This window comes from Exiguobacterium sp. s34, assembly GCF_018617435.1.
In the GTDB taxonomy this organism is placed as follows: Bacteria; Bacillota; Bacilli; order Exiguobacteriales; family Exiguobacteriaceae; genus Exiguobacterium; species Exiguobacterium aestuarii.
On sequence record NZ_JACSKE010000002.1, the window covers coordinates 1 to 20,285 of the forward strand.

General features: G+C 45.4%; 23 protein-coding genes. 7 read left to right on the plus strand and 16 right to left on the minus strand.

Translation table 11 applies throughout. The features are described from left to right. The 15 genes from KNO87_RS03600 to KNO87_RS03670 form a co-directional block, all read right to left on the minus strand. Positions 1 to 180: helix-turn-helix domain-containing protein (locus KNO87_RS03600; protein WP_353048760.1), on the minus strand; the 180-nt coding region annotated here is incomplete at its 3' end. A gap of 96 nt (positions 181 to 276) precedes the next feature. Further along, positions 277 to 789, minus strand: a complete 513-nt coding sequence (gene nrdG / locus KNO87_RS03605; protein WP_214794566.1) for an anaerobic ribonucleoside-triphosphate reductase activating protein — start codon at positions 787 to 789, stop codon at positions 277 to 279. Then, positions 767 to 2,617: an anaerobic ribonucleoside triphosphate reductase gene (locus KNO87_RS03610; protein ID WP_214793851.1), complete on the minus strand. Its 1,851-nt coding sequence runs from the start codon at positions 2,615 to 2,617 to the stop codon at positions 767 to 769. The genes nrdG and KNO87_RS03610 overlap by 23 nt, the downstream gene beginning before the upstream one ends. A gap of 191 nt (positions 2,618 to 2,808) precedes the next feature. Then, complete coding sequence (locus tag KNO87_RS03615) at positions 2,809 to 3,639, minus strand: formate/nitrite transporter family protein (RefSeq protein WP_074035310.1); 831 nt, start codon at positions 3,637 to 3,639, stop codon at positions 2,809 to 2,811. Between the two features lie 298 nt (positions 3,640 to 3,937). Next, positions 3,938 to 4,393, minus strand: a complete 456-nt coding sequence (locus KNO87_RS03620) for a hypothetical protein (protein WP_214793854.1) — start codon at positions 4,391 to 4,393, stop codon at positions 3,938 to 3,940. 164 nt (positions 4,394 to 4,557) lie between these two features. Continuing rightward, positions 4,558 to 4,926, minus strand: coding sequence for a hypothetical protein (locus tag KNO87_RS03625; RefSeq protein ID WP_214793857.1), 369 nt, complete (start codon positions 4,924 to 4,926; stop codon positions 4,558 to 4,560). A gap of 294 nt (positions 4,927 to 5,220) precedes the next feature. Continuing rightward, the gene (locus KNO87_RS03630) at positions 5,221 to 5,847 is read right to left on the minus strand and encodes a hypothetical protein (protein WP_214793860.1); all 627 of its coding nucleotides are present in this window, start codon (positions 5,845 to 5,847) and stop codon (positions 5,221 to 5,223) included. Positions 5,848 to 6,016: 169 nt separating this feature from the next. After that, positions 6,017 to 6,301 (minus strand): barstar family protein, encoded by a 285-nt coding sequence (locus KNO87_RS03635; protein WP_214793863.1) that lies wholly within the window; start codon positions 6,299 to 6,301, stop codon positions 6,017 to 6,019. A gap of 51 nt (positions 6,302 to 6,352) precedes the next feature. Further along, positions 6,353 to 6,703: a cupin gene (locus KNO87_RS03640; protein ID WP_214793866.1), complete on the minus strand. Its 351-nt coding sequence runs from the start codon at positions 6,701 to 6,703 to the stop codon at positions 6,353 to 6,355. A 235-nt stretch (positions 6,704 to 6,938) separates the two neighbouring features. Then, the gene (locus tag KNO87_RS03645) at positions 6,939 to 7,589 is read right to left on the minus strand and encodes a 50S ribosomal protein L25/general stress protein Ctc (protein WP_214793869.1); all 651 of its coding nucleotides are present in this window, start codon (positions 7,587 to 7,589) and stop codon (positions 6,939 to 6,941) included. Positions 7,590 to 7,754: 165 nt separating this feature from the next. After that, entirely contained in the window at positions 7,755 to 9,572 is a 1,818-nt protein-coding gene (mutL, locus tag KNO87_RS03650) for a DNA mismatch repair endonuclease MutL (protein WP_214793872.1), read from the minus strand. 4 nt (positions 9,573 to 9,576) lie between these two features. After that, positions 9,577 to 12,105, minus strand: coding sequence for a DNA mismatch repair protein MutS (gene mutS, locus KNO87_RS03655; RefSeq protein WP_214793876.1), 2,529 nt, complete (start codon positions 12,103 to 12,105; stop codon positions 9,577 to 9,579). Positions 12,106 to 12,158: 53 nt separating this feature from the next. Beyond that, positions 12,159 to 12,590: a YlbF/YmcA family competence regulator gene (locus KNO87_RS03660; RefSeq protein ID WP_012726155.1), complete on the minus strand. Its 432-nt coding sequence runs from the start codon at positions 12,588 to 12,590 to the stop codon at positions 12,159 to 12,161. 58 nt (positions 12,591 to 12,648) lie between these two features. Continuing rightward, on the minus strand, positions 12,649 to 13,107 hold the full coding sequence (locus KNO87_RS03665) for a GNAT family N-acetyltransferase (RefSeq protein WP_214793879.1): 459 nt from the start codon (positions 13,105 to 13,107) through the stop codon (positions 12,649 to 12,651). An 11-nt stretch (positions 13,108 to 13,118) separates the two neighbouring features. Further along, on the minus strand, positions 13,119 to 14,585 hold the full coding sequence (locus KNO87_RS03670) for a phytoene desaturase family protein (RefSeq protein ID WP_214793882.1): 1,467 nt from the start codon (positions 14,583 to 14,585) through the stop codon (positions 13,119 to 13,121). Between the two features lie 137 nt (positions 14,586 to 14,722). On the opposite strand from KNO87_RS03670, the gene KNO87_RS03675 reads away from it, so the two are divergent. From KNO87_RS03675 to KNO87_RS03700, 6 genes are all read left to right on the plus strand, one after another. Next, complete coding sequence (locus tag KNO87_RS03675; protein ID WP_214793885.1) at positions 14,723 to 15,229, plus strand: hypothetical protein; 507 nt, start codon at positions 14,723 to 14,725, stop codon at positions 15,227 to 15,229. Between the two features lie 33 nt (positions 15,230 to 15,262). Next, positions 15,263 to 15,772, plus strand: a complete 510-nt coding sequence (locus KNO87_RS03680; protein WP_214789844.1) for a DNA topology modulation protein — start codon at positions 15,263 to 15,265, stop codon at positions 15,770 to 15,772. An 8-nt stretch (positions 15,773 to 15,780) separates the two neighbouring features. Further along, a complete protein-coding gene (locus KNO87_RS03685; RefSeq protein ID WP_214793888.1) occupies positions 15,781 to 16,131 on the plus strand; it encodes a VOC family protein in 351 nt (116 codons plus the stop codon). 144 nt (positions 16,132 to 16,275) lie between these two features. Then, positions 16,276 to 16,791, plus strand: a complete 516-nt coding sequence (locus KNO87_RS03690; RefSeq protein WP_285800640.1) for a P-loop nucleotide/nucleoside kinase family protein — start codon at positions 16,276 to 16,278, stop codon at positions 16,789 to 16,791. 117 nt (positions 16,792 to 16,908) lie between these two features. Continuing rightward, the gene (locus KNO87_RS03695) at positions 16,909 to 17,676 is read left to right on the plus strand and encodes a transporter substrate-binding domain-containing protein (RefSeq protein ID WP_214788462.1); all 768 of its coding nucleotides are present in this window, start codon (positions 16,909 to 16,911) and stop codon (positions 17,674 to 17,676) included. Continuing rightward, positions 17,673 to 18,686 (plus strand): pyridoxal phosphate-dependent aminotransferase, encoded by a 1,014-nt coding sequence (locus KNO87_RS03700; protein WP_214793891.1) that lies wholly within the window; start codon positions 17,673 to 17,675, stop codon positions 18,684 to 18,686. The genes KNO87_RS03695 and KNO87_RS03700 overlap by 4 nt, the downstream gene beginning before the upstream one ends. A gap of 22 nt (positions 18,687 to 18,708) precedes the next feature. Here KNO87_RS03700 and KNO87_RS03705 read toward each other — a convergent pair whose 3' ends face one another. Continuing rightward, the gene (locus tag KNO87_RS03705; RefSeq protein WP_285800641.1) at positions 18,709 to 19,263 is read right to left on the minus strand and encodes a maltose acetyltransferase domain-containing protein; all 555 of its coding nucleotides are present in this window, start codon (positions 19,261 to 19,263) and stop codon (positions 18,709 to 18,711) included. Positions 19,264 to 19,348: 85 nt separating this feature from the next. On the opposite strand from KNO87_RS03705, the gene KNO87_RS03710 reads away from it, so the two are divergent. Then, positions 19,349 to 20,272 (plus strand): DUF7916 family protein, encoded by a 924-nt coding sequence (locus KNO87_RS03710; RefSeq protein WP_214788471.1) that lies wholly within the window; start codon positions 19,349 to 19,351, stop codon positions 20,270 to 20,272. Positions 20,273 to 20,285 lie beyond the last annotated feature (13 nt).

The following is a 20,285-nucleotide window of genomic DNA, read 5'->3' on the forward strand; positions in this document are numbered from 1 at the left end:
TTTCACCTCCTCGCGGATGGCGATGCGGTCCTCGAGCAACTTGTTGTAGATGAACCGGGCGCAGCCGATGGTCTTGATGAGGAACTCGGCCTGTGCAGGCGTCGGGTAGAGCCTGTATGTATAGCCTTTCAGCATGTCCGTCCCTCCTCCCTTCCGAAGATCGTGATGTGTCATCCTCATCCGATACCCGTGGAGGGGGAGGGAGAATCTGACGGAATCACGAACTTTTGTTCGTCATATCTGTCACAGGGGGAAAAGTTTTTTGGACCGGGCGATTCATCTCCAACCTACGCTGGGCTTCGCCCCGAGACGCTTAGTGGAGGGAGAATTCTCGCCTGATTTAGTTAAAAAGATGATTCGTTGATTGCTCGACCCCCGAAAGCGGAGTCCCGTGTCTCGTAGTGACTGCTCGAAACGTCCGTCAACGAGGACGTCAGCGTGGTCCAAAACAGTTTGAACCGATTCGTCGTGCATCGCTTCCAACTGTTCAATTGTATAACCGGTATACACCCACACGTTTTTACCGAGCGATTTACATGCCGTGACGAGTTCCGCTAACGCTGACGATTGCAGGAACGGTTCGCCTCCAGAGACGGTCACCCCGTCCCAACCACTCATTTTTATGCGATGGACAAGTTCATCTACTTCGATTTCATCGCCACCGGCCGGATTCCACGAGGAAGGATTGTGACACCCTTTACAGTGGTGGGGACAGCCGGCAGTAAAGATGACCGTCCGTATTCCTGGTCCATCGACGACCGATTCTTCAACGACGGATAGAATGCGCATCATGTTTCACCCTCGCCCGTTCTTCTTCTCGTTTCGCCGTATTCCAACGGTCCATCGTCCCGACTAAATAGCCGGTGATGCGGCGGATTCGTTCGATGTTTGTATCCTCACCACAAGTCGGGCAGGCAACGTCAATCAGTCCTTCTAACCCACAATTTCCACAACGGTCGACCGGATGATTGATCGAACCATATCCGATATCATGTTGACGCATCAAGCGTACAATCGATTCTACTGCTTCTGCATTGTGGGCAAGGGAACCATCGACTTCGACGTAAGAGATGTGTCCCGCGTCGCATAACGCGTGATACGGTGCCTCAATTCGGATTTTTTCTCGGATGGAGACGGATTGATAAACCGGCACGTGGAATGAATTCGTGTAAAACGCCCGATTGGTAACCTCGTCGATCATCCCGAACTCTTCCTGGTCTCGGATCACAAATTTACCTGATAGTCCTTCTGCAGGTGTCGCGAGCAACGAAAAGTTCAAGTCGTACGCTTCGGCTGCTTCACGCATGCGATTGGACAAATGGGTGACGATGTCGAGACCGAGTCGCTCCGCTTCACGGGACTCAGCATGTGTACTGCCCGTCAACACTTTCAACGTTTCAGCGAGCCCGATGAAACCGAGTGAGAGCGTTCCTTGTTTCAATACGTCTCGGACTTCATCCTGTATATGTAACTGCTCACTGCCACGCCAGACCCCTTGTGTGTAAAGAAAACGAAATTCTTCAGCGCGACGCGTACATTGATACTCGAATCGCTCGATCAACTGTTCAATCCCGATGTCGATATATCGGTTGAGAATTCGATAGAAGTCCGAAAGCGACTCGGAGACGAGTGCCATCTTCACCAGGTTGAGTGTTGAGAAAGACAGGTTGCCTCGTCCGATTGACGTCTCCTCCCCGTGCCGGTTTCCCATGACTCGCGTACGACAACCCATGTATGCCACTTCTGATTCGTGTGTCCCGTCATAATACGTGGCATTGAACGGGGCATCGATAAAAGAGAAGTTCGGGAAGAGACGTTTGCCTGTGACGCGGCACGCCTCACGGAAGAGATCGACATTCGGGTCACCATCGTTGAAGTTGATACCTTCCTTCACTTTAAAGATTTGAATCGGAAAAATCGGTGTCTCTCCGTTCCCTAACCCACGTTCTGTGGCACGGAGTAACTCCCGAATGAGGATACGTCCCCACTTTGATGTGTCCGTCCCATAATTGATTGAAACGAAAGGTACTTGCCCGCCACCTCGTGAGTGCATCGAGTTCGCATTGTGAATGAACGCCTCACACGCCTGATACGTCGCCGAAATCGTCTCTTCTTCTGCGAGTGTCTCCAATTGCGCCTCGTCCCAGTCAACAGGTAACGATTGGAGTCGGCTAAATTGACGCTTATATGTCTTCTCGACATACGGTGCTAAGTCGACGTCAAACATCGGAAAAGCCTGCCCCCCATGTTGCATATTTTGATTCGCTTGTAGGATGATGGATGCGAGCGCCATGGCGGAGCGAATGTCTTTCGGGGACCGAATCGTCCCATGTCCTGTATGGAAACCGTCTTTCAACAATTGACCGAGTGGAATTTGACAACATGTCGTCGATCCTGTGATGTAATAGTCCGCGTCGTGCACGTATAAAAAGTTATCAGTGACGGCTTGCTTTGACCGTTCCGACATCAAATATGTCTGCGACAATTCTTTCGATACTTCTGAAGAGAGTCGTGCTAATTTCCCGAGCGGGGACTTCCCGTCAACGTTCGCATTCTCTTGTACTAAGTCTTGGTCTGGTAAGACGCATACGTCCTCATACAACCGTAGTAATTTCAATACCCCTCACCTCACTATATATGGATTAAAAACAGTTTAAATTGTTTTTAAAATCCTATATATAGATTATGACACGTTTTTTTTTGGAAGGTCACGAGTCAATATTGTGACAGTTTACATGTGCGCATACGACAAAAAAGAGCCTCGTCTTCGATGGGACAAGGCTCTACGTTATATGTGACAAACATCATTTATTTAGCAGCTTTCACGACTTTTAATTCGACTTCTTCCTCTAATTCTTGTGCCTCACGAAGACCTTTCGAGTTGAGCCATGTGTAGATGGCTCCCATAAAGAGCGCACCGCCGATAATGTTACCGAACGTCGCAGGAATCAAGTTGTGGATTGCACCTGCCATGCTGATCGTCTCAGGGTGTGGGACGACAAGCGTCAAGGCGAACAAGACGAAGTTGGCGATGACGTGGTCAAATCCTGAAGCGAAGAAGACCGCGACAAGGAAAATCATCGAGAAGATTTGAGCGAATTCATTTTTCATTTGTTTCGGTAAGAAAATAGCGAGACAGACCATCCAGTTACAGAAGATGGCACGGAAGAAAATTTCAACCGTCGTGTGATGCATTTTGCCCTCGACGACTGAGAACAACCAGTTGTTCATGCCAAGTTCTTGGATGACACCAGTCGGTGCGAGTAGTAAGGCGAATAGGATTCCCCCGAGTGCGTTCCCGACAAAACAGAGCAACCAGACGAGCATCGTATCACTGAGCGTCGTATAACCGCGAAGCGTCGACGTCGTGAAATACATCGTATTCCCCGTGAACAACTCCGCTCCCCCATAAATGATCATGACGAGCGCAATCCCGAAAGAGAAGCCCCCGATGAGTGTCGTAAACGGTGATTCCGCTAAATACATGCCGTTGACGACTTTCAACGTGAAGATTGAAGCAAAGCCGATAAAGATTCCGGCTAACATTGCCCGTAAAAAGTATTCCATTGGACGATAATGAATCATTTGCGAGGAAGCCTGTGCTTTTTTCCGTAATGATTCGAGTGCATGGATTTCCATTGATGCCATGTCACAAACCCTTCTTTCTGAATAATTAAATAGGAAAGTATCAGTTCTAATATGTGAAATCATTAACAATATAAACTGTACAGTCTCTGTTGGCAATCACCTCTAGAAGGAATTGACAGAGTGTTCACATCGTAATCGTTTACATGTGGCGGATTTGTGACAAACAAAAATTCTCCCGAATTTCGGGAGAATATCTATGAATTAGCATTTTCAATTTTATTATCAATCTCCCTGTTCCAAAATAAATCTTACATCCTACTTTTAATTTTGAATGTGCATAGTCTAATCATTAAAGAAACTTATTCTTTAAATAATGATAAATCATTTCATCTTGTAAAATTATTTCGAAGCACTCGAAATCAAAAGCTCTAATTTCAATTGAAGTATGATTTAATTGAAACTCTAACTCAGCTTCTGAATGAGGTTGATTTTCAAAGTCAATTTCTATATTTTTGAATTTACTCCCTATAAATACTCCACTTTCGAACTGGATTATATGTTTAACTCTTCCTATCAGTTCATATGTACTAAAAAAATTAATTATTCCAAAATTATTTGATGGGAAAAGTTCGAAAAGTGACACCTTACTACTCCCAAAGATATCAAAAAGACACCATATCAAACTATCAGTCTGTATCTCATTTATAGCTTGAAGAATACTTTCAAGTTGTTCTCCAGTACATGATATATCTTCATTAAAACACTTACCACTAATTTCAATTTTATAATAGCTGGGGTTTGACATTACCTACTCCTCTTGTAAAAAGGTTTTGAAATGGATGTGTAAAATGGTTTATTCATTGACTAAATTTAGCTTTTCCGTTTGAATAATCAATTCAGAGTATAGCTAAAAATCGTCCGTCATATTTTTCTTAATCATGTGTAGCGATGAAATACTAGAAAATTTAATCAGTGATATTCCGTTCCGATTCTAATTTTTGTGAAATGAATCTCAGCTGTAACCGGAGGCAATAAGAGACGACATATAAATATTTCCTGCCCCTCTAATTCGTAACTATCAATGCTAATATCCTGCATGAAATATGGGCGTTGTAACCTTGTCAATTCTCTGATTGGCATTGTTCGATCATCTAGAGCGGCAGAAACCTCTACTTTAATACAACCTAAAAATTCAATCTCGTAGTGACGATAACTCTCTTCCTCATCTTCAATCTTTATTAAAACCTCATCTCCAAAATAACGGCAATCGAATCCTAAAACGCGCGCATCCCAATAGTATATTTTTTCAATTTCTCTTAATATTTCTTGAGCTTTCATTTTTTTCACCTTCTGTATGGAATATGTGCTGCTTTACTACTTGGCTTCATAATTTTTAAGTGGTTTTAATAATTTTGATCGTATAAATGAACATCGTAATACAAACTTATATGATCTGGCTAAATTTACTCTTATTCCAACTCTGCAGACTGCATTTCTCTTATTGATAAACCAGCTATTATCAATTTACATACTTCTAACAAAGAGCCATCAATTGACCTCCATTAACCTCATCATACATATCATTATCTATGTAACAGGACTATGCATTAAAAGATGCTCAAATTAATGCCCTCATAATTCATTTTCGTTTAAATAATCAATGTAAAATTTTTGAGGTAAATTCTTTGTCAATTCTTCAATAGATTCATATTTTTTTTCATTAGAAAATAAAATAAACCCAAGTCCATCTCCATCTATTTTAATAAAAGAAGTTGGTATACTCATATCAATTGAAGGTACAACTTGAGTTCTAGAGAACAGCCACTTACCATATTTTTTTAAAGTGAAATTCAATTTATCTTTAAAGATAATGTTATAAAACCCATTTTGAGCAGGCATCCAGTACGTTTCGTTAATCAAAAACCTTAGATCTTTTTCGTTTTCTACTTTTGCATTGCAGTAATAAAAAGAATTCTCATCCTCAGAGCAATAGTTCATAGAATATTTAATTTTCCTTGAATCCATTTTTTCAACCATCTCATTATCCTGACTTATATTTTTAGATAATATAAATGTCATGACTATTGGATATACATTTTGGTAAACCAAAAAATCAATTAAAGCTTTTTGGTTATCGTTAATAGTTAAATCATCATAACTAGTGATCTCATAAACCTTTTTAATTTCACCTATAATGAAATAATTATCTTCAAGATGCTCTAATAGACGCTTCCTTTCAATAATTGTAAGCTCCTGCATAGTGATCACCTTTGATTTTTCAGTTTAAAGACCTTGTAATTTAAATCAGCTGTTTTTTCTATTTATTCTTATGATGGTCGGGGACTATAAAAGTTATATTGAAAAATTAGTGATTGTAAAATGGTTACTCTCTTATAGACTAGCTTTATATATTAGTAAGCAAATTAGATTACAAGAAAACAAAATGACAATGTGAAACATAATGTTCTTCATTATACTCTTCTAAGCACATTTTTAAGTACTTAGCATCTTCACTTAACTTCGTTTCAAGCAAAGAATACCCGATAAACGTGATACGTTCAGGAAAAGTTATAAAATCCACATCAGTAATCACATCCCAAAATGCATCCCAATTTTTTCCGTAATGATCAGGAAGATGAAGACTTTCTTTTAATAACTGATGTAGTTCTTTGGTGGAAGTAACGTTACTTAAATCGATATATAGATGTGACATATACAGTCTTCTCCCCCACTCTTACCTCAAATCGTCTAAGTTTCATAAAAATTATATCTCAGTCATATCGATTGAGGGATCTAATTCTTCAATTTCGATATCCGTTAATCCTCCACCTGCTTTCGTTTCATGCCATTCCTCTTTCGTCCAAAAAATTGTGTCTCCTGCCCGAACCTTAAAATGTTCATCTTTTTCGCCTCTAATGTAACCCTCGGCACCATGACGAGAAGAAGTAAGTTGGGGTACAACTGTTTGATGATAACCGATGACACTACCTGGTTTTAAATGTATACATCCTATATTAGACCCTTTTTCAGTTTGTATGACCTGTGATATCACAAATTCCAAATTAAATTTTGTGATTCGTTTATCAGTTTGTCTATCAATTTTATAAAACTTCATCATACATCCTCTCAAGAAATAAACTTTTATATGTATTACCGCATTTATACCTATCATCACATTGAAGTAATGTTAATTTGTAATATTTTGGTTCAAGTGATTATGATTTATCCGTTTGACCTAAAAGTATAAAGTTCAGATTTATTTGGACAATCAAACAAAGGAGCATCGCCCATCTCGGGACAATGCTCCTCTCAATTGAGTCGTGTCACTGTTACAGACACGTATGCAACTCTTATTCTTTATCTTCAGTCGATTCTTCTGTTCCTTCAGAAGATTCTTCAGAAGCTTCTTCAGTTGAACCTTCCTCTGATTCAGTCGCTTCTTCCTCTTCTTCAGCAACCGGCTCATTCACAGAGGCGATGTGCATATCTGGTTCCGAGACAATCGTGTACGATTTATCTTCTGGAAGATCTGCTACCGTCACCGAGTCACCGATTTCGAGGTCTGACACGTCAAGTTCGATGCGTTCAGGGATGTTGGCAGGTGTCGCAGCGACCGTCACTTTATAAAGCGACTGTGCAAGATATCCGCCTTCTTTCACGCCTTTCGCGTCGCCAACAAGGACGATATCCGTTTCGACTTCTGTCTCTTCATCCATCTTCACAGCCATGAATTCGACGTGTTGATAGAAGTTTGTGAACGGGTCTGTTTCCGATCCGTGCACGAGCGTATTGATTTTGTTTCCATCGAAATGGAGTTCAATCAAGGCATTGTCACCGTGGTCTCGAAGAATTTTACGAAGGTCCATCTCGTCAAATACAATTGGAGTGCTGTCTACTTTGTATCCGTAGACGACGCCTAACGCTTTGCCTTCCTTACGCAACTTCGTGCGCAGTGACCGTGGGCGTAATTCTCGTTTTGATACTTGAAGTTTGTTCGTCATTTTCTTTTCCTCCTACATGGATATACATTTCATGTCGACATCTTGAGGGTGAGGCAGTGAAAAAGCCACCTCTCAACCTCGATGCGTTGAGTGACATGTGTATAGTTTTCCCATGAGGGCTATTGAATAAACGTTACATCGTGTTAAAACAAGGTAACAAGACGATTACATGACGCGTTTGAACAACTTCTCGAGTTCATACGTGCTCCACTTCACGAGAATCGGGCGACCGTGCGGACAAGTAAACGGAGATGTCGTACGACCTAAATCATCAATCAATTGTCGCATCATTTCCATATTAAGTGGATGATTCGCTTTGATCGATCGTTTACACGCCATGAGGATTGATGCTTCTTCGCGATATTTCGCAAGATCAATCGAGCGTTGTTGAATGGCCATCTCTACCAAGTCACGAATCGTGCCTTCTAAGTCATGTTGCGGATACCATGTCGGAATCTCACGGACGAGAAACGTGTTACCCCCAAACGGCTCTAGCGTGATGCCTGCATCCGCTAGGAGTGGTAGCACTTCTTCGATAGCGAGCGTCTCTTCTTGTGTGAACTCTAACGTTAACGGGATCAACAGAAGCTGATACTCTTTTTCCGGACGTCCTAACTGCTCATAGAACAATTCATACTTGATTCGTTCCTGAGCAGCATGTTGGTCCATCACGTACATTCCGTCTTCCGCTCCACAGATGATATAACTCGAGTGCAGTTGCCCGATGACGTCTAACGCCGGTAAACGCTCCGACTGACTTACAGGCTCCTCGACCTGCTCTGGTTCAATCATCTCTGCTTCTGGCTCATGAACGAGCGGAGCCGGATTCCACTGGGAAGGTGACGTGAGCGTCTCTTTCCGTTCCCGAGGAATCGGATAGTTCCACTCGACCGGATCTGCTTGTTTAGGTTGTGGCTCCATCGAAAAGTCGAGTTTCGACTGTTCAGACGGTGTCACACGTTTTGGCTTCGGCTCTTGTTTCACAGACGGAATGAGCCGTTGCTCACGGAGCGTCAATTGAACGGTCTCTCGGATGAGCTGGCATAGTTCTTTTTCTTTCGACAAACGCACTTCACGTTTCGTCGGATGGACGTTCACGTCAATCAACATTGGGTCCATCTTCACTTCAAGCACGGCAATCGGATAGCGACCGATCGGTAAGAGCGTATGGTAGCCTTCGAGCACGCTTTGCGTCAGCGCGAAGTTCTTGATGCTTCGCCCATTTAAGATGAGGGTTACATATTGTTTGTTCGAACGTGTCACCTCCGGACGTACGAGATGGGCGCTCAGCGTATAATCATTCGTCTTACTCGATGCCGTGACGATTTGTGCGGCGACTTGACGACCATAGATGGCGAGCATGACTTGTTTCAAGTCTCCATTCCCGTTCGTTCTCAGCAATTCTTTTTCTTCATGGAAGACCGTGAAGCGAATCTCCGGATGAGAGAGTGCCAATCGGTTCAACGTATCGGTAATGCTGGCGAGTTCTGTCGCCGATGTCTTCAAGTATTTCAGACGGGCCGGTGTGTTGAAGAAAAGCTGACTGACTGCGATTTCGGTCCCGACGTTCGTCGCTACCGGATTCGTCGACTTGACGACTCCACCTTCAAGCGTCATCTCAAAACCGTCCTCGTCCGCACGCTTAGATTTCAATGAGACGTGACTGACCGAAGCAATCGAGGCGAGTGCCTCTCCTCGGAAACCGAGTGTCCGAATGCGGAACAAGTCGTGCTCATCCCGAATTTTACTCGTTGCATGTCGTAAAAAGGCTCGGGCGGCGTCTTCTTCATGGAACCCGTGCCCGTTGTCACGCACTTTGATGAGTCGGATACCCGCTTCTTGTAAGTCGACGTCTACTTTCGTCGCTCCCGCATCAATCGCATTCTCGACTAATTCTTTGACGACAGAAGCAGGTCGTTCGACGACCTCCCCGGCTGCGATTCGGTTCGCGAGTTGTTCAGGTAACTCTCGAATGATTCCCATCGACTCACCCTTTCTTTGCGGTTTGTTGCAGTTCATACAGCGCCTGCATCGCTTCGATTGGATTCATTGCCAATAAATCGAGTTTGAGCAGCTGTTCTCGAACAGCGTCATTCGACTCGAACAACGACAATTGGCTGACTTCTTCCACTGGAGTTGGAACAGCCTGCTCGTTTAAAGCAGGTTTCGTCGCCTCTGACTCGAGTTCTGAGAGAATCGTCCGTGCCCGGTCGATCAATGAACCCGGGAGTTCGGCCAATTCCGCCACATGAATCCCATATGATTTATCGGCACGTCCTGGATGCACTTCATGCAAGAACACGACTCGCCCATCACGCTCAATCGCCCGGACATGGACGTTCTCGAGCGTCGGAATCGAATCTTCGAGCACCGTCAATTCATGATAGTGCGTCGAGAAGAGTGTCTTCGCGCCGATTGACGAGGCGATATATTCGACGATCGCCTGTGCGAGCGCCATTCCGTCATACGTTGATGTCCCGCGACCGATTTCATCTAATAAAATCAAACTATGTCCCGTCGCCTCAGTGACAGCTTGTCTCGTCTCGGTCATCTCGACCATGAACGTCGACTGCCCGCTCACCAAATCGTCCGCCGCACCGATTCGTGTAAAGATGCGGTCAAAGAGCGGGAGTTCCGCTGCTTCTGCCGGGACGAATGAACCGATTTGATGAAGGATTGCAATCAAGGCAAATTGACGCATGTATGTCGATTTACCGGACATGTTCGGACCCGTGATGAGCAACATTTGGCGTGTGTCGTCAAGCGTCAAATCATTGGCGACATATTCGCCTCGCGGCAAGACCGTCTCAATGACAGGGTGACGCCCACGTTCGATTTGAACGTGGGATGTCGTAACAGGGCGTACATATTCCCGCTTCTCCGCCACAACGGCAAGAGCGAGGAGCACATCTAATTCACTGAGTGAACGAGCCAGCTGCTGAAGGGCCTTCGTATATGTCTTCACCTCTTCGCGAAGTGCGACAAATAGGTCATATTCGAGCGTACAGCTCTTCTCTTCCGCCCCTAATATGAGGGCTTCCTTTTCTTTCAGTTCTGGCGTGATGTAACGCTCCGCATTCGTCAACGTCTGTTTCCGCTCATAGCGACCCTCTTCGAGTAGCTTCGCATTCGCTTTCGTCACTTCTAAATAGTAACCGAAGACGCGATTATACCCGACCTTTAATGACTTGATGCCGGTCGCGATGCGTTCCTGTTGTTCGAGGTTGGCAATCCACGACTTTCCGTTCGCTTTTGCCTCTAGAAGTTCATCGAGTTCATCCGAATAACCGTGACGAATCATACCGCCCTCTTTCGTCGAAATCGGGGGTGAATCGACAAGGGCAGCCCGGAGCTGTTCACTTAACGATTCAAACGAATCAAGCTTTTGCTCGATTTGCTGCAAACGATCCGCTTTCACTGTTTGTAAGAGTGACCGGACAGAAGGCATCCGCTCGAGCGTGTCGCGAAGTTGGACGAGATCTCGCGCATTCGCCGTCCCGTATCCAACTTTCGCGACAAGGCGTTCGATGTCATAGACTCGCTTTAACTCTTCTTGTAGTTGATCGCGCAACATGAAGTCGTCCACTAAGTTCTCCACGGCGTCCTGTCGCTCTTTGATGCCTTGTTCAGTGTAAAGCGGCTGTTCGAGCCAGCGTTTTAACAGTCGTCCGCCCATCGCTGTCGTCGTCTCATCAAGGAGCGATAAGAGTGACCCTTTTCTCTCCCCAGAACGAGCAGATCGGAACAGTTCAAGGTTTCGGGCCGTGTTGGCGTCAAGTTGCATATGTTGTTCGACCTCATAGGCGACAGCCGGTTGCAAGTGATCGAGTGAGCGTTTCTGAGTTTTCGTCAAATAGGCGAACAATAACTCAAATGCGGAACGCTGTGCCTCATCTTTCGCACCTTGCGCGAGCGGACTCTCCCGCTTGTCCACTTGAATCGAGAGAGGGATTCCCGTCTGTCGTAACAAATCAGCGAGTCGCTCGTCCTCGACGATGACCTCGTTCGGGAGTAACCCTTCGATTTCCCGTAAGACAGCCTCTTCCGACGAAAGCGTCGTCAACCATGATTCACCGGTCGTGACGTCACCGCGCGCAATCCCAAAACGACCTGCGACGTCAGAGATGGCGACGAGATAACGGTTTTCTTTCTCGCTCAGTGACGCCATGTATGTACCTGGCGTAATCACTTGGATGACTTCGCGCTTCACGAGTCCTTTCGTCGCTTTCGGGTCTTCCGTCTGTTCACAGATGGCGACATTGAAGCCCTTTTCAATCAATTGTTCAATGTAAATGGCCGCAGAATGGTGAGGTACGCCACACATTGGGATCGGGTGTTCGGCCTGCTTTCCATTTTTAGAAGTGAGCGTTAGCTCTAACTCCTTTGCGACAATTTGCGCATCTTCAAAAAACAACTCGTAAAAATCGCCGAGTCGATAGAATAAAAAGGCGTCCGGATAGTCTGCCTTGATGGAGAAATATTGTTTCATCATTGGTGTCTGATGGACTTCTTGCATGTTAATTCACCTCTAGAAAGTACAACAGCTGACCATCGGCCAGCTGTGTCGTTTTAGTATCCGCAGCCGCCGCGTGCTTGTTCAGCCGCCATGCCGCTCCCTGTCTTTCCTGCAAGGACGTCTCCGTCCGTCGATTCGATAATACGATCCGTCACGGAGTTCGCGAGCGTGACCGTCACGTATTGAAGCAAGTCGTTTACTTCGACTTGAGTTTCTTGGAACGCTTGCACGACCGGAATCGAATCGAGCTCTTCCATCGCTTTATCAATCTTTTGCTCAACTTTTGCAAGTGCTTCGGTCTTGCCATAATGCTTACAGTTGACCGCTTCTTTTTGTAAGAACTTGATTCGTTTAATCAACGTCTGTACGCGGTCACTACCGTTCACTTTCGCTTCCGCTTCTTTGAAACGTGCCACTTCTGGTGTTTGTGCTAATACGTCTGCCAATTCTCTTGCTTTTGCAATTACTTGTTGATCGGTCACCATTGTAAACCCCTTTATGTCTATAATGTTATCGTGCTCAATCGCACGTGAATGTTCTTTCTCATTCTAACATGAACGATTCGGAAACGGTACTAGCGGGATTTAAGGATTCACGTAACATATCGACATGCGGAATCCCGTCTTCGTTGTAAATTTCACTAGTCCGTTTGAATCCGAACGATGCGTAGAATGGTTCCACATACGTCTGCGCTTGAAGATATAGCGTCTCATGTCCGAAGTCCTGGATTGCCTCTTTCATCAGCTGACGAGAATAGCCTTTTCCTCGATGAGCGGCTTTCGTGACGACACGTCCGATGGCAATAGGAGACGCCTCCGTCAACACGCGAAGAGCAGAGACAATTTCTCCATCTTCTTCAATCCAATAATGGACGGCCTGTTCATCTTTCCCGTCGATTTCTTGATACGGACAATTCTGTTCGACGACAAAAATCTCAGTCCGTAGTGCCAGTAAGCGATACAATTCCATCGTTGTCAGTTCACCAAATGTTTTTTTCTTCATCCGTTTTCCCCCTATTCAATTGTCGCCCCGAGTGCCCGGGCGACATGTAACCCACTCGTCATCGCGCCAATCGTTCCCGCCCCCGGAAATATCGTATCTCCACAGACGTAAAAATTCGGTAAGTCTGTACGATAGCTCGCGGCACGGAACAGCGCCTGGCTTGGGGTCTGAGCATAACCTCCGACTGCCCCATGTGGACGTTTCGTATACTTCACCCATGCACCTGGTCCACCGGGAAGGAGAAGTGACGACTCACGATTCCAAGCGGGGAACGCAGTCGCAACGACGTCGACGAGACGATTGGTCCAATCTTGTTCTAGTTTCTCATATGCTGCCCGGTCTTTCCAATGCTGCCATTCTGATAAATCGATATGTGTGGAGACCGTGATGGTTCGTTCCGGTTTTTCTGTGCGCAACACGTCATCTGGTGCCGACATCGAGATGAACGCATGGCCACTCGGTAATCGATGGTGATATATTTGTTGGAAAAGTGGCTGTTGTTGGCATATGTCCTCAGGTAGGACGAGATACAGACTGAACGTACCCCATTGGGACTGTTTCAACTGTCTGCGATACTGTCGTTTGAACCGTCGTTGTTCCTGTCCTTTGAGAAGTTCGCTCGTCCGCTCAATCGGTATGGCAGACACAACCGCGTCGACCAATTCAAGCCGACCTCTTCGATCGGTGACGAGCCACCCATCCGACACACGTTCGATGGACTGCACATCTCTTCCTAATCTTGTAACACCACCAAACGTTCGGACGGCGCGCTCTAATGCATGAGCCAATTGATACAGTCCACCTTCTACATAATATGCCCCTTCGTGATAGACCGACAGTGCGACTGCACCGAGCAAATGACTCGCTTCCTTCGCACCGGTCTGCAAACTGTCGAGCAGTATGCCATCGATGAATCGTTCGAACATCGTATTGTTTAGTCCATGACGGGCTAACGTGTCACCAAGTGGCCGTTGGAGTTTCATGAGCGTCATGAGTTGGTTCGGACGGAAGCCTTTTAGTGCATACATCATATCCGAGACCGTGCGAAGCGGAAGAGCGGGCAACTGCTGAAACAACGGGCGAATCTTCTCAAAATCGCCCCACACTTCACGATAGAACGCATGAATCGCATGAAGGTTCTCCGGAAACGCGCGACTCAGCTCTTCGAGGAGACGTTCGCGGTCGTGATAATAGGTGATGGTAAGGTCCGGGAGATGAATATCCATTACTTCATCCAATAAAGTGACCTCGACCGCTTCTCCAAGCCTCTCGAGAACCCGCTGATGGACCCCTCCCTGCTCAAATCCCATCCCGAGTGTCGCGCCAGCGGGAAACAAGTAGTCTCCACGTTGAAACTTACCGGCACACCCGCCCCATTCACGCGACGCTTCAAAGACAATCACATCATGACCTTCTTGTTGCGCGAGCGCAGCTGCCGTCAAGCCGGCGATGCCCCCACCAATGACCCCAATCTTCATGAACATCCCTCCTAACTGTATGATACCCACTCCTTCAAAAAAATGAAGAAATGAATCGGTTTATAAGATTCCAGACTTCTTTTAAAGGGAACCGATTCTCTTATGCAGAAATAGTTCACATCTGAAAAGGTAAGGTGATGAAAATGCGCAGTCGTGTCATGGTCTATTTATTAATTCCAATCCTCATCTTTATTGGTATACTGATTACCCCTCCTTCCGAGGAATCGCTCAAACTCGCGACGATGACCGTCGTCAGCATTCAAGAGATGATCCCTTACGAAAAAGAGTATACGGCACAGAAAGTGTTAGAAGAACGAACAATCGACGACAAGTCAGCCATTATCGAAGAATGGCGTCTCGAACAAGGGGCGAGAACGTCTTATAGTTATGTGCTCAGACTGAGAGGATTTGAACATGTGACTCAAATCGATGCAGGGGCTGCCAACACGAGATCGGACGGGTATTATGCGATGCAGGCGCATAGTCCCATCTTTGAGACGGATAAACCGGTATCGACAAACTATCCGATTGTCGTGTTCAGTTCAGAACAACGCCTCGTCATCGGTCAGATGGATTTCCGTGTCATTTATGAAGAGGATGGTCGATTAGAAAAATGGATCGTATTGGAGGATAAGAAAGAGTAAATGAACAACTTACCACATGACAACAATGAAAAAATGAAACGAATCATGATTATCGGTTCCGGTGGTGCGGGCAAATCCACCCTCGCGCGCCAACTCGGGGAACAGTTGCAACTTGATGTCTATCATTTAGACGCCCTCATGTGGAGACCCGGATGGGTGATGGCGCCGAGAGAAGAACGAATCAACATTCAACAACAACTCGTGAAGAAAGACGAATGGATTATTGACGGAAACTTCGGGAACACGCTGGACTTGCGTCTACAGGAAGCTGACACTGTCATTTTGATTGATTTGCCACGTATCGTGTGCGTATATCGGGTTCTAAAAAGAGTGATACGTTACCGTGGTACGACACGGCCCGATATGGGCGCATCTTGTGAGGAAAAGCTTGATTTCGCATTCCTCAAATGGGTGTGGAACTTTCCTGATATTCAACGACCTGAGATGCTCAAACGAATCTCACAATTTTCTCATGAGAAGCAAATCATCGTGTTAAAATCTCGGAAGGATGTTGAAAACTTTATTCATCAAACGAAAAGGTAGGAACTTCTATGAACCCTATTCTTCACCAAATCGGCACCATCTTTATTCCGGTGAGTGATATTCAAAAAGCGCGTGACTGGTATTGTAATTTATTCGAGTTCTCAATAAAGGAAGATATTTTGTTCGACCATTTATATGTCATACCATTAGAGGGCACCAACCTCGTTTTAGATAGTAAAATCTACTCAACAGATAACATCATCCAGACACCACTGTTTCACTTGAATACACGTGACATCCATCAAGCTTATTCTTATATGATTCAAAAAAATATTGATGTCATCACACCGATTGAGCACGATCATTGGTTCAATTTCAAAGATCTTGATGGAAATGTCATCATGATATGCAAATGCTAAAATCAGCCATATGAGGTTATTCAGGTCGATTGTATCGAATGTCCACCTTGAAGAACTGAGGCAATATAACAAGTAAATCAAGTTATATGAGTAATAGGATTTACTCCTATTTAGATGTGAGGTGATCATCTGTTTTTTCTTCAAATGTCTGGAACACCTGGATCTGGAAAATCCACATTGGCTAAACGAATCATCCAACATGTACACGCGGTCGTCATCGATCATGATGTATCGAAAACTGCATTGCTTCGTACGCTTCCTATCGACAATTTCTCGGATGGAGAAATCGGGAAGATGGCTTATGATGTCGATTGGTCTCTCGTCGAGTATCACCTATCACTTGGACAAAACGTCATTCTCGACAGTCCTTGTCTCTATGACGAAATGCTCGATAAAGGGATAGCGATTTCCACAAAGTACGGAGCGACATATCGTTATATCGAGTGTCGTCATGAAGATTACGAAGAAATTAACGCACGACTTCGAAACCGTGTCAGACGACCGAGTCAAATTAATCAAGTTTCGTATGAGAATTGGTCTAAGATGAATGAACACTGCAAACGCCTTAAGAACCATACCTACTTACAAATCAATACGATGGACAATCGAGAGATTCCGATTGAGCGAATCGTTTCGTATCTTATGAGAACCTACGAATAAAACGCTTTCATCTCGAAAGTGTTTCTTTTTTTGATGTTTTTGTATTTTTATACTTTACAATTAATAATCATGCATATACACTTAGTCTCATCTACTACAGGGAGGCATTATACACATATGAAAAAATGGTTATTAGCAGGTACACTTATCATGAGCGCGGCTTTACTCGGTGCATGTAGTCAAGAAACAGAAGGTGAAGCGACAGAACAGAAAACACTCGTCATGGGGACGAGTGCCGATTACTTCCCATATGAATTCGTCGATACGGCAAATGGGGATGCGATTGTCGGATTCGATATTGAAATCGCAGAAACGATCACAGAGCGACTCGGCTACGAATTGAAAATCGAAGATATGGACTTCGGTAGCTTACTCGGGGCCCTCAATAGTGGCCGTGTCGACTTCGTCATGGCAGGAATGACACCGACTGAAGAGCGTAAAGAGAACGCCGACTTTTCAGATATCTACTTGTCAGCGACAAACTTGATTATGACGAAAGACGAGTCACTTCAAGCGATTGAAGATTTGTCTGGGAAGAAAATCGGTGTCCAAACGGCTTCGATTCAAGAAAACATCGCTAAAGAACAGGCTCCTGACGCCGAACTCGTATCATTGAACAAAATTCCTGAGATCGTTCAAGAGTTGAACACGGGTCGGATCGATGCGATGGTCATCGAAGATACGGTCGCTCAAAAGTATCTCGATCAAGATGACAGCTTCTATACGTTCGCTTTGAAAGAGGATGGCGAAAAAGGATCAGCAGCGGCATTCAAATTAGATGATGAGTTACGCGACCAATTCAACGAAGAGTTGAACAAGATGATGGAGTCTGGTGAAATTGATGAATTGGTGAAAAAATGGTTTTCAATGGAGCCGACTGAATGAGACAAGTCAAGCTACCGATTTATCCCGTCGTCTATCCGACGGGACATCGGTTAAACCAAAATGAGAGCCAGTTCCCTTTACCTGTCCGAATCAAAAATCAACTGGATTCTATGACCTATCATGACTTACATGAATATCCGGTCGAACCGATTAATGAGTTGTTTGAACGTTACGCCACGTATGTCGGTGTGACACCCGAGCAATTACTCGTCGGTTGTGGGAGTGATGAGATGATCCATGTCGTAACGCAAGCATTGCTCGCTCCAGATGACATCGTCCTGTCCCCGACCCCTGATTTTTCGATGTATCCCATTTTCACGACAATCGCACACGGTCAACATGTTCAAGCCGCTGATTTATTGTATGAAGGCATCTTGGAGGCAATCGAGACGTATCATCCAAAACTTCTTCTTCTATCGAACCCGAACAATCCAACCGGAAAACTGTGGACCGTTGAAGAGTTGACGCACCTCGCCACACTCGTGCCGTACCTCGTGGTGGATGAGGCTTATATGGACTTCACACCTGATGCCAGCATGATCCCATTTATCGCGAAGCATCCAAATCTCATCGTCCTCCGTACGATGTCGAAGGCGTTCGGATTAGCGAACGTCCGAATCGGGTTTATGGTGACAAATAGCGAACTCGCACATTACTTCCGTCAATTCATTCCCCCGTTCAACATTAGCGGGGTAAGTGCAAAAATTTGCAACATCTTCTTAAAAGACGGGCATTATCTTCAGGAATCGATCGAATGGCATGAAGAGATGCGACAGAAATGGATGGTAGCTTTAGAAGCCATCGGTCAAGTCCTCCCTGCCTCGACGAACTTCTTGTATGTCGAGTTAGGGCAGCCTGAAGTCGTATGGTCACATTTGACTGCATTGAATGTACACACGTCGAAACAATCGACGGGGATTCGAGTGACCATCGGTGATGAGGCCGCACTCAAGCTTACACAACAAGCGATTCAGCAATACGTTGAATCGATGAACGTAAAAAACTCCTGAACCTCGTGTTCAGGAGTTTTTGTCAATCAATCGTTTTTATCACGCGCGCCGGATTTCCTCCGACGACTGTACGAGGTGCAACGTCTTTTGTGACGACTGCGCCAGATGCGATGACGGCCTCATCACCAATCGTCACACCCGGATTGATGATGGCCCCTCCACCAATCCATACCCGGTCGCCGATGGTCACCGGCTTCCCGAACTCATACCCAGAGATGCGCTCAATCGGATCAATCGGATGTGTCGCCGTATAGATATGTACACCTGGTGCAAGCATACAGTCATCCCCGAACGTGATGGGACAGATGTCTAGAAAGACACAGTCAAAATTCGCATAGAAACGTTCGCCTAAGTGGATGTTATACCCATAATCACATTTGAAGTTTGGTTCGATGTAATACGACTTTTTCGTCGATCCGAGTAACGCACTAAGAATTTCTTTCCGCTCAGTCAAATCATCAATCCCGGAACGATTAAATCGCTCGATCAATCGCCGGGCATGCTTACGATCTTTAACGAGCGTCTCATCACCAGCTAAATATAATTCACCACGAATCATCTTCTCTTTTTCCGTCATCATGATCCCTCCTTAAAATCAGTATAGAGGATTTTTGAAGGCTTTAGGGAATAGAGACAAGGATGAGCAGAAGGAGGAATATGTGATGAAACGAATTTTAGAATGTCGGGCAAGTGATTTTATAACATTTAATCGTCAAGATTTAGTCGGGTCGATTCGAAAGGCAGAAGGACGAACCGTCATGGCCGAGGTCATCCCGACCGTGCAACCGCTCTACCCAGAAGTGACGAATGCAGAACTGGCGCGAGCGTTCGGTGCCGACTTGATTTTATTGAACATGTTGGATGTGTTCCACCCTTATATTAAAGGACTTGAAAGTCATGCGTTGTTCGGAGATCTACCAGGTGATGAGATGAGCGACCATCCGATTTTGGAACTAAAAAGACTGATTGGATTACCTGTCGGTGTCAACTTGGAACCCGTCGACTTTTCAGAGAAATCGTCTGAGATGAATGAAGTGAAACGAGGCAGACTCGCTTCAGTTGAAGCGTTCCAAAAAGCATCTGAACTCGGAATCGATTTCGTTTGTCTGACGGGCAACCCGAATACGGGGGTCACGAATGAAGCAATCGAACAAGCCATTATCCGGGGGCGTCGTGAATTCGCCGGCGTCATCATTGCCGGAAAAATGCATCAGGCCGGTGTCGGCAACGTATTGGACCGCGACGCATACATTCGCTTTGTCGAAGCTGGGGCAGATATCATTCTATTGCCGGCTCCAGGAACCGTACCAGGTGTCCGTGAAGACTCCTTCCACGAACTCGTACAAGAATTGCAAGCGCTCGGGGCCCTCACGTTAGCAGCGATTGGGACGTCTCAAGAAGGAGCTGATGTGGCGACTGTTCGTGACATCGCACTCTCTTCGAAACGAGGCGGCGCGGATATCGTTCATATCGGCGATGCCGGATTATCTGGGATTGCCGTACCTGAAAACATTCAGGCACTTTCGATTGCTATTCGCGGACGGCGTCATACATACATTCGCATGGCCGCTTCGGTCAATCGATAACACAAAAAAGGGA